Origin of the sequence: Fructilactobacillus fructivorans, from assembly GCF_000814735.1 — a bacterium.
Classification (GTDB): Bacteria; Bacillota; Bacilli; order Lactobacillales; family Lactobacillaceae; genus Fructilactobacillus; species Fructilactobacillus fructivorans.
The window spans coordinates 106959-120694 of sequence record NZ_JOJZ01000024.1 but is presented as its reverse complement, the minus strand read 5'-3'; the positions used below and the strand labels follow the sequence as shown (position 1 = coordinate 120694).

General features: G+C 42.1%; 14 protein-coding genes. 8 read left to right on the top strand and 6 right to left on the bottom strand.

Annotated features, from left to right (window positions below; translation table 11 throughout):
- Nucleotides 1–129: 129 nt before the first annotated feature.
- Together LfDm3_RS06335 and LfDm3_RS06330 are read right to left on the bottom strand one after the other, a co-directional pair.
- Nucleotides 130–975 carry a hypothetical protein gene (locus LfDm3_RS06335; protein ID WP_039145098.1) on the bottom strand — a complete coding sequence of 282 codons (846 nt, stop codon included), beginning with the start codon at nucleotides 973–975 and terminating at the stop codon, nucleotides 130–132.
- Nucleotides 976–984: 9 nt separating this feature from the next.
- Nucleotides 985–1392 carry a helix-turn-helix domain-containing protein gene (locus LfDm3_RS06330; protein ID WP_010022974.1) on the bottom strand — a complete coding sequence of 136 codons (408 nt, stop codon included), beginning with the start codon at nucleotides 1390–1392 and terminating at the stop codon, nucleotides 985–987.
- A gap of 130 nt (nucleotides 1393–1522) precedes the next feature.
- Between LfDm3_RS06330 and rny the strand changes: the two genes are divergently transcribed.
- Nucleotides 1523–3115, top strand: coding sequence for a ribonuclease Y (gene rny, locus LfDm3_RS06325; RefSeq protein ID WP_039145097.1), 1593 nt, complete (start codon nucleotides 1523–1525; stop codon nucleotides 3113–3115).
- A 42-nt stretch (nucleotides 3116–3157) separates the two neighbouring features.
- Here the strand turns inward: rny and LfDm3_RS06320 are convergent, their stop codons facing one another.
- The gene (locus tag LfDm3_RS06320) at nucleotides 3158–4699 is read right to left on the bottom strand and encodes a bifunctional metallophosphatase/5'-nucleotidase (protein WP_039145095.1); all 1542 of its coding nucleotides are present in this window, start codon (nucleotides 4697–4699) and stop codon (nucleotides 3158–3160) included.
- Between the two features lie 201 nt (nucleotides 4700–4900).
- Between LfDm3_RS06320 and spx the strand changes: the two genes are divergently transcribed.
- Entirely contained in the window at nucleotides 4901–5299 is a 399-nt protein-coding gene (gene spx, locus LfDm3_RS06315) for a transcriptional regulator Spx (RefSeq protein ID WP_010022968.1), read from the top strand.
- Between the two features lie 60 nt (nucleotides 5300–5359).
- Nucleotides 5360–6166 carry a Cof-type HAD-IIB family hydrolase gene (locus LfDm3_RS06310; protein WP_039145093.1) on the top strand — a complete coding sequence of 269 codons (807 nt, stop codon included), beginning with the start codon at nucleotides 5360–5362 and terminating at the stop codon, nucleotides 6164–6166.
- 58 nt (nucleotides 6167–6224) lie between these two features.
- Here the strand turns inward: LfDm3_RS06310 and LfDm3_RS06305 are convergent, their stop codons facing one another.
- Nucleotides 6225–7184, bottom strand: a complete 960-nt coding sequence (locus tag LfDm3_RS06305) for a nucleoside hydrolase (protein ID WP_039145092.1) — start codon at nucleotides 7182–7184, stop codon at nucleotides 6225–6227.
- 151 nt (nucleotides 7185–7335) lie between these two features.
- Between LfDm3_RS06305 and LfDm3_RS06300 the strand changes: the two genes are divergently transcribed.
- Both LfDm3_RS06300 and LfDm3_RS06295 read left to right on the top strand, forming a co-directional pair.
- On the top strand, nucleotides 7336–8325 hold the full coding sequence (locus LfDm3_RS06300) for an NAD(P)/FAD-dependent oxidoreductase (protein WP_082019980.1): 990 nt from the start codon (nucleotides 7336–7338) through the stop codon (nucleotides 8323–8325).
- A gap of 101 nt (nucleotides 8326–8426) precedes the next feature.
- Nucleotides 8427–9401, top strand: a complete 975-nt coding sequence (locus LfDm3_RS06295) for a type I phosphomannose isomerase catalytic subunit (RefSeq protein WP_039145089.1) — start codon at nucleotides 8427–8429, stop codon at nucleotides 9399–9401.
- A gap of 34 nt (nucleotides 9402–9435) precedes the next feature.
- Here the strand turns inward: LfDm3_RS06295 and LfDm3_RS06290 are convergent, their stop codons facing one another.
- On the bottom strand, nucleotides 9436–10245 hold the full coding sequence (locus LfDm3_RS06290; protein ID WP_039145087.1) for a hypothetical protein: 810 nt from the start codon (nucleotides 10243–10245) through the stop codon (nucleotides 9436–9438).
- A gap of 96 nt (nucleotides 10246–10341) precedes the next feature.
- Nucleotides 10342–12480, bottom strand: a complete 2139-nt coding sequence (locus LfDm3_RS06285) for an LTA synthase family protein (protein ID WP_039145085.1) — start codon at nucleotides 12478–12480, stop codon at nucleotides 10342–10344.
- 136 nt (nucleotides 12481–12616) lie between these two features.
- On the opposite strand from LfDm3_RS06285, the gene LfDm3_RS06280 reads away from it, so the two are divergent.
- From LfDm3_RS06280 to LfDm3_RS06795, 3 genes are read left to right on the top strand one after another with little or no spacing between them, the layout of a single operon-like run.
- A complete protein-coding gene (locus LfDm3_RS06280; protein WP_010022960.1) occupies nucleotides 12617–13273 on the top strand; it encodes a histidine phosphatase family protein in 657 nt (218 codons plus the stop codon).
- Between the two features lie 17 nt (nucleotides 13274–13290).
- On the top strand, nucleotides 13291–13425 hold the full coding sequence (locus LfDm3_RS06985) for a MerR family DNA-binding transcriptional regulator (protein WP_082019979.1): 135 nt from the start codon (nucleotides 13291–13293) through the stop codon (nucleotides 13423–13425).
- A 52-nt stretch (nucleotides 13426–13477) separates the two neighbouring features.
- On the top strand, nucleotides 13478–13735 hold the full coding sequence (locus LfDm3_RS06795) for a hypothetical protein (protein ID WP_156112369.1): 258 nt from the start codon (nucleotides 13478–13480) through the stop codon (nucleotides 13733–13735).
- The last annotated feature ends 1 nt before the right edge of the window (nucleotide 13736 follow it).

Genomic DNA, 13736 nt, shown 5'->3' with positions numbered 1-13736 from the left:
GATTTGTGGGAACCATGTTTACCTGCCGGATTGCAGATGGTTTGATTAGCAAGTGATGTGAACACTTCGCTAGTCCGTCTGACTAGTTCAGATGCCAAAAAGAGCTTCCAACTTTTGTTGGAGGCTCTTTTATTTTGCTAAATAAACGTGATCTTGAATTAAATCAAAGTTTGAATAATGCTGATTGAGGTTCTTAATTCCTTCGTCATCATAGAGATGAACATCTTGCCAGAATGCTTTCGAATCCGTTGCTCCGTCTTTTTCGCCAATCACGATTAGTTTGATGTCACGTGGGACCTTACGAATGGCCTGTAAGAGTTCGTCATCGATGGGAACCCCATCAGGAGACCATGACATGATAACGTAGTCAACCTGATCCTGATACTTATGAAAGGCATCAAGTGCTGATAATTGCTCAACGTCAGTAACCGGATGGCGACCGGTCTCGTTCTCATTTTTCCATTCCAAGCTATCCGTTGCGATCACATCAGCGTGATTATCACGGAGTCCCTTCGAGATGTAGCCGTTGCCAGCCATTACTTCTAAAGTATGGTGTCCGTTCAGGTATTGGGCCAAGTGATACGTAAATGATGAAGAAATGTAGGCCCACATGCCAAACTGATTTTCAAGATAGTCCCGGAAGTCACGAAGCTGTTTGTCAAGTTCCGGAAGGTCAGCCGATAGCCGGTTCCATTCCTGATCTCCCTTGGGGTCATCCATCTCATACTTCGAGTTAATCTTTTGGTAGATCTGGTCTTGAATGTTATCCGGTAGGATCATCTTGGGAAGATCCTGGGGCAAGCGACCGGCAGTGAGCAGTTTGTCAGCTGCCAGAACGTTGTTAATCAGGTACTTAATCTCAGGATATTCCCGATATTCATCCCGATAGTGTTCCATGTTAGTGATGTAAGTCGGTGTGGCTCTTTTTAATTGATGATTCTTTTTTAGTTTTTTTATGAGTTTGCGTTTATCCATATAATTTCCTTAGTAATGTAAATCAAGCGATTCCTGTTGATTTTCATGGTCATCGCCGCGGTTTTGTTTCCCGTGAAGATACCCGTTAATCAACTGAAAGATCTCGTAGCGATCGTTATTATTGATGGCTTCACCGTTAAAGAAGAGTTGCTTTCCGGAGATAAATAACTTGGAAAGATCCGACTCCTCATGATCAACGCGACCACTTAGATAGTCCATTGACACACCAAAAAATTCGGCTAACTTTTTCACTTCAATATAAGAAGGATTACGAATCCCACGTTCCCAGTTACCAATCTGGGAAGCCGTATTCTCGTGCTCTTTGTCAGTGGGAAACATGGTGTTTAATCCAGTTGCAAGGTCAGTTAGCGTGATTTTCTGACCGGTTCGTAAAGCTCTGAGTCTTTCAGGAAACATAGAATCACTCCTTAATACCATTATACTTCATGATATCATCAAAAAGCACGAGTGACTTATTTTAAAATAAAGATTTAAATGTTATTATTTAATTAGATGAAAATGAATTGAAAAGAAAGGAAGTGTCCAATTGATAACTTCCATTGTGGTTATTATCGCAATCCTTGGCGGTGCGGGAGTCGGTTATTATATCCGCAGAAACCACGTTTACAAGGGGCTTGCAACGGCTAGAAATGCTGCTGACAAGATCAAAGATGATAACCAAGTTAAGATCGATGATACCAAAAGAAAGCTCGAAAGTAAGAGTAAAGCATCTGCTGAACAGTATCGAAAAGAAGAAGAGGGCGAGCTCAACGCCCAGGTAAAAGAGAATCAGAGTCGGACGGTGCGAGTTGACCACAGAGAAAAGAGCCTAGAAACTTCCATCGCTCGATTAGATAAATCAGAAGCTGCGTTAGCAACCAAGAAGAATAATAACGGTTTGCTGGTGGAAAACTTAAAAAAGGCGCGCAATGATGTTGTTAAACTTGAGGAACAACGAAGACAGGTCATCCACGAACGTGGTGAGCTAACGGAGGATCAAGCTAAGCAGCTCGTTTTGGCGAGCCTTGAAGCTGACTTAAAACGAGACTTTGATACCACTGTGAAAGAAAATAACGACCTAGTGACGTTAAATGCAGCCAAGCAGGCTCAGAATTTAATGATTGAGGCCGTTCAAAGTGGTCCTATCGATGTTCCAAGAGATCATATTGAACGTTCGGTTATCATTCCAGACGCGGGGATGCGTGCCAAGATTGCTGGAAAAGATGATCAGCGATTACGCTTGATTGAGACTCTGACTGGAGTTGATTTAATCTTTGATCCTGAAAATCCAGAAACTCTAATCATTAGTACTAATGATCCCGTTCGAAGGGAAATTACGAGGAATTCGATTAATGATTTACTGGCTATCAAGCAGGTGAACAATGGTGTGATTGAAAACGAAGTCAATCAGACACAACAGGATGTTTTAGATGAACTCCGAAAGACCGGTGAGATGACTGTAAGTCACTTACACCTAGGTTGGGTCCATCCTGATCTGATGAAGACGGTCGGACGCCTTAAGTTTCGGACCTCGTATGGTCAAAATGTTCTTGAACATTCCGTTGAAGTAGCGGAACTATCAGCTGTCATGGCTGCGGAACTAGGATTAGACGTCCGAATGGCCAAACGGGCCGGATTGTTTCATGATATTGGAAAAGCGATTGATCGCGAGGTTGCTGGAACCCACGTTGAACTTGGTGTGAAGTTGACCGAAGCCTATGATGAAGATCCCATTGTGATTAATTCGATTGCTTCTCATCATGGTGACGTTGAACCTGATAATCCATACGCCGTCTTAGTTGCAGTGGCTGATGGGATGTCAGGGGCTAGACCGGGCGCCCGAAGTGAGTCTGTGGAAGAGTACATTAATCGTTTGAAGAGTCTCGAAAAGATTGCGAACGAACATCCCGGTGTTAAAGATAGTTATGCCATTCAAGCGGGTCGAGAGATCCGAATCATGGTTGACCCGAAAAAGGTTGACGATGCTGGCAGCGACGAATTAACCAATGAGGTTAAGGATCAAATCGAGGATGAGTTAACGTATCCTGGTAAGATTAAAGTGACGACGATTAGACAACTTCAGGCGGTTCAGTACGTTGGCGGTAAGCCTAAAAATAATAAAAAGAAAAAAGCTGGATAAAAAAATTCCTTATCACGTAAATTAAAGTGATAAGGAATTTTTTTATGAAATAACTTTAAAGTTTTGGCGGTTGTTGGCATCGATGATTGGATGACTTTGAAGATACTTGGCAATGAGATTACTCATGGTAATGGTGTTGTAAGAGACAATCTTGCTTTCATCGTACATGGAGTAGTGACCGCCACCGACAGCGCGATATGCGTTTAGGACGATTTTAAGTGGTTGCTGATCTTTTACGGGACGACCGTGATAGGTCAGATTCGTGATTCGTGACCCAACTGGTTTGGAGACGTCGATGGTGTAATCAATGCCAGCGTACATGTCATAGTTGTAATCCCTGTGTTTGGGATAACTGTAGGCTGGGTTAACAATGATCTGTTTGTCTTTTAAAGCGAAGTATTCGGCCGTCTTTTCAAGGGCGGCTTTTAGATCCTTACCGGTAATGTTCAATACGGCGAGGGTGTTCGGGTAAACATAATTGGTAATGATGTTACGCATGGTGATGGGATTTTCGAATCCATGGGCCTCATCGGTGAAAAGGGCAGTGGCCGAAATGTCGACCCCCATGGTTTCCATTTGTACCCTTTGAATGAAGTTGATAAACGATGAACCTTGGGTCCGAACTTTAAACGGGTCCTTGTAACGAAGACTACCGTTAATTTTGGAAAGTGGCTTTGAGAGCCACCGTTCAACTTGTTGATCAATGGGATCGACAATGTTCTTAGTTGGTTGATAGGGTTTGTTTTGCGCTGTTGAGATGAGTTTAGCGTCACTGTCGGTAACTTTTTTATCGTCATCAATATCAAGAGTGATCTTACCCACGTAATTTCCGCGATGACCAGGTTGAACGTATGGGACGCCGAAGAGATGATTGGCTAACTTGCGATGTTGATGACCAGTGACTAACGCATCGATTCCAGGAACTTGTTCTAAGATTTGATAACTTTCATTTTCACCGGTAAACTTTTCACTGAGTTTGCCCGCTTTATCGCGTTCAAAGCCACCATGATACAGAACGACAATAATGTCAGCCTCTTTTTTCATAATTGGAACGTATTTTTGTGCCGTCTCAAGTCCTGACTTGAACTGAAGTCCCTTGACATTGGCCTTATTTTCCCACTGATTAATGGCCTGGGTGGTCAGTCCTAGTACGCCGACTTTTAGATCACCAAAGTCCTTTATGGCATATGGTTTGCCAAACGCTGGTTCGCCATTTTTGTTTAAAATGTTGGCACACACAAACTGGCGCTTGGTGTTTTGAATGGTGTCTTTAAGATAAGCTTGACCATAGTTAAATTCGTGATTTCCAAGGGAACCAAAATCATAGTTAATCGTGTCGTATGCCGCATTAATGGGTTTGGCACTCGGATGTTTAACGACTTCAGCCGAATAGTAGGCAAGAGGCGAGCCCTCCAAAAAATCACCATCATCTAAAATTAAAGTGTGGTCGGAATCTTTTTGTTCCTGCTTAATTGTAGTTGCTGCCTTTTCTAAACCAAAGGGCATGTTTTCATTTGGTTTAACGTAATTTGTTGGCGCTAAATAACCGTGAATATCGCTCGTACATAGTATTTTGAGTTTCATAGTTTGGCCTCTCCCTTTTATATAATAAAATTATAATATTTATTAACGAAAGTGTAAATAAAACCTAGAAATCGGGCTTTATTTAAGTTCAAAAGACCGTTGACGAAGTCGGGATATATGATACAATTTAGTTGTTTAATAAGTACACGTGTACCTATTTAAACGCATCATGTTCAATGTTAGACATGAGGAGGTTATTATATGTTGAATTTATATGTTGCACCAAGCAGCGCATCAAGTCGAAAAGCACGTGCTTGGTTGAAAGATCATAATATCCCATTTAAGGAACGAAACATTAATTCTAACCCACTTAACGCTGACGAGGTAAAACAAATTCTTCGTTTAACGGAAAATGGTAGTGAAGATATTATTTCAACAAGATCAAACGTTTTTAAGAAACTTCATCTTAACTTAGATGATTTATCTTTGACAGAATTAGTTGATCTATTAGTTAAGTACCCCGACCTAATCAAGCGTCCGATTATCTTTGATGACAAACGACTTGAGGTTGGTTACAACGAAGAAGAAATTAGACGATTCTTACCACGCGATGTTCGTGAGGCAGAGTTGAGACAATTAGAGTCAAAGTTGACTTCTTAAACAAAGAAAACGCCCAGTTGGGCGTTTTTTTATAAATAATATAAATAACGAGGAATAAAAATGATTAAAATGATCGCACTCGATCTCGACAATACGCTGCTTACCAGTGATAAGAAGATCAGTAAAGTAAATGAAGCCGAACTAAAAAAGTTACATCAACAGGGTATTAAAGTGGTTCTTTGTACCGGACGACCGATCAATGCCATTTGGAAATACATTAAACAACTGGGCCTTGATGATCCTGATGACTACACCATTACCTTCAATGGTGGTTTAGTGGTTCGTAATACCGATAAGCATGAGTTGTTTAAACGTGGGATGAACCGGGATGCGTTCAAACCGTTGTATGAATATGCTAAAAAGAATGTTTTTCCGTTAGATATTCTGGATTTCACTCAGGTTTATCCCATTTCTGATCTCAAACCATCCATTTACCAACAATTGTTGAATGCTGATATGCAATTTGTACCAACGAAGTTTTCTGAAATGCCCGATGAAAGTTATTCGAAGGCGGTTATTGCGGCCGAACCAGACGTGTTGGATCGAGCCGTCAAGGATATGCCAGCAACCGTTCGGGACCATTATCATATCGTGCGTTCACAGCCCAAAATCTTAGAGTTTTTGGCTCCTAACGTTGATAAGGCTTATGGACTGGGAGCCCTTCTGAGTCATTATGGTGATGACTTTTCTAACTTGATGGCGTTTGGGGATGCCGAAAATGATGCTGGCATGATCAAGAAGGCGCAAGTTGGAGTTGCTATGGCCAACGCCCAGGAACCAATCAAAAAGATCGCGACGGACGTAACCACGTCGAATGATGATGATGGGGTAGCTGCTTTCTTGCAGAAGTATTTTAAAGTGAAATAGGCATTATATGCAATAAAAAATGAGCTAAACGATTGTTTAGCTCATTTTTTAGTCCGTTTTACATTGTCGCAAACGCGTTATTCATATTCTTCATAAATTCTTTTAAGTACCGTTTGGAATTAACCGCCACGGCCACCTTAACGTTGGTATTGGGATCGTCTAAACGATTCTTGTCACCAATTGTGCGGGCGTAGTATGCGTCAGGCTTGGTGGTGACCACCATGTTCATATCAATGAACTTGACGAAACTAGGATCAACCGCCACACCAACGGCTAGTGGATCGTGTAAGGAGCATCCACCAAGTTCTGGATACATATCAGCGTAGATATTGATGTAGAAATCAACGATATCAGCCATCTTTTTACCAGCTGTCGTTCCAGAATCACGCCACTGTTGGGTTTCTTTCTTAGTCAAAAGGGTCCGAAGGGTTACATCAAGACCCACCATGTTGATGTTTAAGTTACTGGTAAAGACCTCGTTAGCCGAAATGGCATCCTGATTGATGTTGGCTTCGGCAACCGGAGTGACGTTTCCAGGGACGGTTAAAGCGCCACCCATTAGGGTAACGTTGCCAACTTTTGCCATTGCCTTAGGAGCTTGTTTGATCGCTTTGGCTAGGTTAGTAAGAGGACCAGTGGGGACAATGGTTAAATCGTTGCCATATTTTTGGGCGGATTCGATCATGAAGTCGACTCCGTTTTGGTCTTGAACGGCGCCACTTGGATCAGGAAGAGTAACGTCCCCAATCCCATTTTCACCGTGAATATCAGCACTGACCTGCATGCGCACGTAATCTTCACTTAGGGGATGAGTTTCTCCAATGAAGACCGGAACGCTTGAAGCACCAAGTAAGTCTAAAATCTTTAAAGTATTAACCGCAGCTCGTTCCGCTTCGATATTACCGTATGAAGCAACAACCCCAATTAAATCGATCGCTGGATCGCCAACCGCATAGGTTAAAGCCATTGAGTCATCAATTCCAGTGTCAAGGTCTAGAATCATTTTTCTGGTACTCATTTAAAGTCCTCCTGTCTAACTTCAGTTCCAGTACAACTTTATAATACTTTAAACTTGAGTAAAATGCGACAGAAAATGGATTGATTTTCATTATTTCTAATTGGCATGGTAAACTTTGGTTGAAGTTAAATTTAGATAAAGAGTGATAAAAATGGAAAAGATGTACGACATTACGATTATCGGCGGGGGCCCCGTCGGCATGTTTGCGGGCTTTTACGCGGGGTTACGGGATGCCCAAACCCAGATTATTGAAAGTCTTCCTGAACTTGGAGGACAGGTGAAAGCCCTGTACCCCGAAAAGACCATTTTAGATGTTGCGGGGTTTGTTGGGGTCACGGGTGATGAACTCATTACCCGACTTCAGAAACAACTAGATACGATGGATGTTGATCAGAAAGTTGATACCAAGGTTACTGACGTGGTCAAAAAAGATGATTATTTTGAGATTGAGACGAATCATGGGGTCACCAAAAGTAAGACCGTGATAATTGCGACCGGAAATGGGGCCTTTAAACCACGTGAGTTGCGGGCTGATAACGCCAAGGAGTTGACCGGGAAACGCCTCTTTTATAGTATCAATGATTTAAATCAGTTTAAGGATCAGGACGTCATGGTGGCTGGGGGCGGTGATTCGGCCGTTGACATGGCACTTATGCTGGAGAAGGTTGCTAGTAAGGTGTACCTACTTCATCGTCGTGACGAATTTCGTGGTCTTGAATACATGGTGGATCGCTTAAAAGAGTCATCAGTTAAGGTCGTTACGCCATATTTAATTAAACGATTGGATGAAGTTGACAATCGACTGAAAGTCACCAGCAAGAAAGTCAAGACGGAAGACGATGAGATGGCGATGATGGTTGATGACCTGGTAGTGAACTACGGCTTCATTTCTAATAATCGGCAACTCAAAGAGTGGCAGATTCAACCAGCGTTGGATCATCGTTTAATCGAGGTTAACCAGACGTTTGAGACGAGTGTGCCGGGAGTGTTTGCCATCGGGGATCAGATTACTTATCCTGGTAAGCAAGACTTGATCGCAACGGGCTTTGGTGAGGCGCCAACGGCTATTAACGTTTTGATGAAGGAAATTTATCCTGATCGAAGGGGTCCTGTTCACAGTACTTCATTGCATCGAAAATAAATTAAGGAACTTGTTGAAATTAACCTTGGTAATGTTGTGAAAACGTTAACATGATGCTATGATGGTGTTGATTGTAATTTCTTAACTGAAGGAGTGAAATCATGACAACCAAGGTAATTCCGTTATTTTTAAAACCTGTCTTACAGGATAAAATGTGGGGTGGCACCGAACTGAGGCGCTATCATTATCAGCTAAATAGTGATCATGTTGGGGAAGCTTGGATTGCGTCCACCTATGGTAATGATCTGTCAGTGGTCGAAAACGAACCGTACGACGGACAGACCCTGAAAGAAACTTGGAAGAAACATCCTGAACTATTTGGTGGTCATCCGGCTCACGTCGCTTTTCCGTTACTTGTCAAAATTCTGGATGCTAAGGAAAACTTGTCCATCCAAGTTCATCCGAGTGATGAGAACGCTCAGAAGTATTTTAATGAAAGAAACGGAAAGACCGAGTGTTGGTACATTTTGGATGCCAAACTGGATTCGCAGGTTTACTATGGCCATTCGGCAACAAGCAAGGATGAGATTCGGGATGCGATTAAACATCATGAACTTGATCAGATTTTAGAGACGCAGACCGTCCAACCCGGTGAAATGATTTACGTTCCGGCTGGTACCCTTCATTCGCTTGGAGCGGGGATTGTGGCACTTGAAGTCGAACAAAATTCTGACAATACGTTGCGCTTCTATGATTTTGATCGGGTTAATCAGAAGACTGGCAAAAAACGGACCCTCCAGATTGACGATGCGATTAAGGTTACCAATACTCCCAATGTTTTACCCGCAAAGGATCAAACCAAACGGGTTCCAGATCCTGACAATCCCGATCGACTACGGCTACTAAAGTCAAAATACTTTAACGTCTATCAGATTGCCGTGGAAAATGACACTAAAATTAAGGACGTAACTACCTATTCCGTTAACGTGGTGGTTGATGGCGATGGAACCCTAGTTGTTAATGGGACAGCATATCCAGTTAAGAAGGGTGATACTTATATTTTACCCGTACAAGTTAAAGATTATGAATTGAAGGGTCACGTGGTAATTGTTCAGGCCATTGCGAATCAGAATTAACAAAAAAGCTTCTATCCATTTAGATAGAAGCTTTTTAATATCCGATGACATCGTTGGTTACCGTTGCCATGGTTGATTTGGAAATGTCAGAAACGTTAATCAAATACAGCAGGTTTTGGCGGGGATAAAATAACCCCAGCTGTTTAACCGTTTCAAAATATGATTGATTTTCGGAGTGCATCCCCATGATGTAGTACATCAAGATTTGGAGGGTAAACTTGTTGGTGGGTTTAGCCTTGGAAACTTTGAAGTCCCAGAGGCCACTTTTAGTGAGGTAGTCACCGTCACCATTAACCACCGTCTTGGTATAAGCACCCGGAAAATCAAAATCCACCATTATGGGGCCACCCTTGGCAGCGGCGTGTAAAAACTGCGCTCCACGTTTAACCATTTTTTGGACGTGCTCCAAGGTCACTTGGTTTGCTTGATACTTGGGGCGGGGAACGTAGTAGGAAGGATCCATGCGATAGGCAATGTCGTAGTTAACCAGCTGAATGGCACACTGAATGCTCTGATCATCCAAGCCCTTAATTTGACTTGTTAGTTCCTTAAAACGTTTCATATTACCGTTGTAAGGATGGCCGGTCTTTTGGGCTGCCAGGAGATCAACGTTATGTGCACCAATCTCAGGAATGCCGAAGGAACCCACGACGTCTCCAGTAACTTCGAATCGGGTCAGGTAATCGACTACTAGGCCCATGAAGCTCGGGGTGATGTTTTCGGAAGCAATCGGTAGAAATTCATCGTCTTTAAATTGCTTAGTGTTCAAGCTTGCGACGGGAATAAATCCTCCCCGTGGTTGTTTATATTGGTTAGCTCTTTGGGTAACTGTATATTGGGTCATTGTAAAGCCTCCATTTCCAGTATTGACCGCATTATAGCACACGTTTAAAGCGTTGATGATCATCAAAAAAACCACATCAGGTGATGTGGTTTTAGATTATTCTTTATTTGAATCAGGATTAGTGATTTGAATCCGATTAGAATCAGTTGAGCCATGATAAATTTCTGGTGCATCAGTATGGTACAACTTCGTGGTGCTCTTATCATGATTCTTAGAGTAAAGACTAGTTGAAGCCTTACCCAGCTTCTTCTCGATATTTTCCTCATGATCTAAACTATTAGCGTAGTTGTACTTCTGAGGATTGACCGGTTTGAAGCCCTTGGGATGATAGAAACGAAGGAGATTTTGTTCGTTTAAAGTGTCGGACAAGGAGAGTTCCTCGTTCACTTTATTTTGGGTCTTCTCAAATTTCTGCTTCAATTTCTTATCAGGGTGGATCACCTTCTGAGTCTTGTTGTCATAGACGGTTCCGTTAACGGAAGTATATTCAGGAGAAACCCAATCACGGTTTCTGAAGGCCACTACCTGATCATGATGTTTGGAGAAGAGATCGGTTCCAAACTGAATGTACTTTTTGGAACTGATTCCAAGCAAGTGCATGAGGGTAGGGAGAACGTCAATTTCGCCTCCGTAAGTGTGGTCAACGTGACCATTCTTAATTCCCTGCATGTTAATCATAAAGGGCACTCGTTGGAGCTGAGCGTTGTCAAAATCGTTCCAGTTATTTGGATCTTTGCCAAGCAACGGAGCTAAACTCGTGTTTTCAGAGTTGGATAACCCATAGTGATCTCCATACAGAACGATGACGGAATTCTTAAGGAGGCCGGCCTTATTAAGGTAGGCGTACAATTCCTGAACTGATTGGTCCAGATAGTGAGCCGTTACAAAGTAGTTGTTGACGGCTTGGTCATTGGTGTCTGGAGCCTTAAAGTCAGAATCCTTTTGATCCTCATCGTCAAGCTGATAAGGGAAGTGATTAGTAACTGTAATGTACTTAGCGTAGAACGGTTGTTGCAAGTGTTGGAGGTACTTCGTTGAATCTCTAAAGAGTAACTTATCCTTTAATCCATATCCGGTGGACTTATCACCGGAAGTGTCATAGTAGCTCGCATCGAAGAAGTAATCGTAACCCAAGTTCTTATACGTGTTATTCCGGTTCCAGAAGCTAGCAACGTTTCCATGGAAGACGGCGGACGTGTATCCCTTTTGACCCAGAATGGCAGGAGCCCCCTGGAAGGTGTTGTCACTTCCAAGTTGGGCGAAAAGGGATCCCTGTGGTAATCCATAGGTACTGGTTTCGAGCATATTTTCGGCATCGGAAGTCTTTCCTTGTCCTACTTGATGGAAGAAGTTATCAAATGAATAGGTTGACTTACTGTGATACAGCTTGTTAAGGAAAGGAGTTACTTCCTGTCCGTTAATTTTTTTATCAATTGTGAACTGTTGAAAACTTTCTAGATGAATGATGATGACGTTTTTACCCTTAGCCATCCCATACATTTTTTTATTGGGAGCCGCATAATGTTCTTTATTAAACTTGAGAATTCCCGTTAGGTCAGACTTGTTGGCGTTGGCTCGCATGTTGTTAGTCTGTTGGGACTTAATGCCGTCATAGACGGTAAATGAATCTAGGCCTAGGTACTTAACAATGTAAGTTCGGTCAAACGTTCTGGTAAGCAACTGGGGCCGATCCATGTCGGCCAGGGTGATGTTTCCAACCAGCATCAATGATCCTAAGGAGAAAACCGCAAAACCAACGCTGGCTTTCAGTGGTCGCTTATCAATTTTGATCACCCGGAATAACAAAAGTAAGATGACAGCTATAATGTCAACCCAGTAAAAGACATCATGGGGTGAGGTAAGCGCTAATGAGCTCCCGCTTAATCCCTGGTTGACCTTGGAGTAACCAGTCATGGTGGAAACCGTCATGAAGTCGGTAAATTCTCGGAAATAAATGACGTTGAGGTATAAGAGTACCGTGTTTAGGAAATCCAGAAATAAAATGGCTGGATAAAAAAGTTTGGCTGGCTTTAAGTAGAGAGCCAGACCCAACATGAGTACGGCGGTTGCAATGGGATTAATTAGGAGGAGAAACAGTTGAAAACCGCTATCGACTCCCAGATTAAAATCAGTAAAGTATGCGTATATAGTTTTAGCCCAAAAAAGCACTACTAGTAAGACAAAAAATCCAATTCTAGTATTGCATTTGGACAGAATCTTCTTAATCGTTTTCAAGGTATAAAGTCCCCTTTTTAAGTCCAACCTCTATCTTATCAGATTTCTTAAATTTGGGTAGGATCGATAGGAATCTTAGAGAAAAGTTAAAGCTCACAAGTGATATACTTAAGGGGTGAATGAAGGAGGAGACACTATGGCAAAATTTACTTTGTATGTTGTCCGACACGGACAGACATATTTTAATATTTTCAATAAGTTACAGGGATGGAGTAACTCACCATTGACCACTAAGGGTATTTCTGGCGCAAAAGATACCGCTAAGCGTTTATCTAACATTAAATTTGTGCAAGCCTACTGCAGTGACACCACTCGGGCAGAAGACACCGCTAAAATTATCTTAAATGGTAATTCAGCATCGGATATCAATGAGCCGGTTGTATCTCCTGATTTTCGTGAACAATTTTATGGTTACTTTGAAGGACTGAATATGGATGAGGCTTGGTACGAAGCTGGTGCACCTCACGGGGTTCCCACTTTTAAGGACATCGTTACCAAGTATAATATCAATACCGCCAAGGACTATATGAAAGAGGCTGATCCATTTCATATGGCTGAAAATGCGGAAGACTATTGGAAACGTCTCGATCAAGGTCTTTCAATGATTACTCATGATAAAAAGATTAAAGATGGTGACAATGCTTTGCTGATAAGTCACGGCAACACCCTTCTTAGTCTGGTAGAACGTTTTTCTGACGGTCAATATGACATGACCAAGCGTCCTGCAAACGGAAGTATTACTAAGATGAGCGTTGATGGCGATCAAATCAAGGTCACTGATTACAACAAGTAGTGGAGGCGAGGCGACAAATGCACGATACCGACGACAAGCTAATAAGTTCTTTTAACATGCAAGACTTTATCTTTCGAATTGGTGAAGTTAGTAAGATGACTGGCGTATCACCGCGGCAACTCCGATATTGGGAGAAAAAGGGGATACGTTAAGAGTACGCGGGTGGAGAAACTCGCATCGCGAGTGTTTGATTTTTCAAATTTTGTGCTTATTAAATTAATGAAATACTATCTAGATGACGGTTACACCTTAACTACGGCCTACCAAAAGGCAACCCAATTTAAGTCACGGATTGCTTTTTTGTATTCATTTTTTAAACGGGTTGACCATGGATGTCATGAAGTTGACGGAAAACGGATGGCTAACATGGGATATTTCGACGACGCCCATACTAAACGTTTATATGGTTATATTGGCGATAATGGAGACGTTAAATACCGCGTTAAAACAATCGAAGATTAAT